Annotated in this window: 1 protein-coding gene; it reads right to left on the reverse strand. The window is 58.2% G+C overall.

The features are described 5' to 3' along the window. Positions 1 to 249, reverse strand: a 249-nt coding sequence (gene dctP, locus R2R70_RS22050) for a TRAP transporter substrate-binding protein DctP (RefSeq protein WP_410979204.1), incomplete at both ends; no start/stop codon positions are given.

The raw sequence follows: 249 nt of genomic DNA on the forward strand, positions 1-249 counted from the left end.
CCGACTTGACCTCACCATGCACGTCATCCGGCAGGCCATTCCAGAAGCGCGCCGAGGACAGCACCATGTAATCCAGCACGGCGTGGTTGGATTCGGTGATGTACGGCTGCACCTCGAAGAACTTCTGGGAATAGATATTGGAGTAGGTATTCGCCTGACCGTCGATGGCCTTGGTCTGCAGCAGGATGAAGACCTCGGAGAACGGCTTCGTCAGCGAGACGGCATCCACGGCGTCAAACTGGGCCTCGA

This window comes from Cobetia sp. SIMBA_158, assembly GCF_046566945.1.
Lineage (GTDB): Bacteria > Pseudomonadota > Gammaproteobacteria > Pseudomonadales > Halomonadaceae > Cobetia > Cobetia amphilecti.